Source organism: Citrobacter sp. VF227 (assembly GCF_052950715.1).
Window position 1 is genome coordinate 1 of sequence record NZ_JBRFVF010000255.1, and the last position, 517, is coordinate 517.

Here is a 517-nt window from a genome sequence, read left to right on the forward strand (position 1 = left end):
GTTCACCTGGTTGCGAAGCTGGGGGGAGGTTCACTGGCTGGACAGTTTGTCCTGCGACAATCTGCCGCGCGCATTGAAATACCTGCAATCGCTCTCCATATTGAGCTGACACTGCTAATTGACCGTCTATTCTCAACAAGTGGATCGTCGGTTGTACGTTTAGAACACTAATGAAAACAGATCCTCTAAGGAGTGCGGCACATGTCAAAAGGGCATTCGCTACAAGACCCTTACCTCAACACACTGCGTAAGGAACGCGTCCCGGTTTCCATCTATCTGGTCAACGGCATCAAACTGCAGGGCCAGATCGAATCCTTCGACCAATTCGTCATCCTTCTGAAAAACACCGTAAGCCAGATGGTGTACAAGCACGCCATTTCCACCGTGGTTCCGGGCCGCCCCGTGCGTCTGCCGACCGCTGGCGATGCCGAGCAATCCGAGTCGGGTAACGACTGAGGTAGGTTTCTTTGTTCTTCGAACGTCCCGGTGGCGGTGAGCGGGCTATGCTGGTGCACCT

The 517-nt window shown here is 54.0% G+C and carries 1 protein-coding gene; it reads left to right on the top strand.

From position 1 onward, the window contains the following. The first annotated feature begins 201 nt into the window (after positions 1–201). On the top strand, positions 202–456 hold the full coding sequence (gene hfq / locus ACU8YC_RS26190) for an RNA chaperone Hfq (protein ID WP_003283098.1): 255 nt from the start codon (positions 202–204) through the stop codon (positions 454–456). Positions 457–517: the final 61 nt, after the last annotated feature.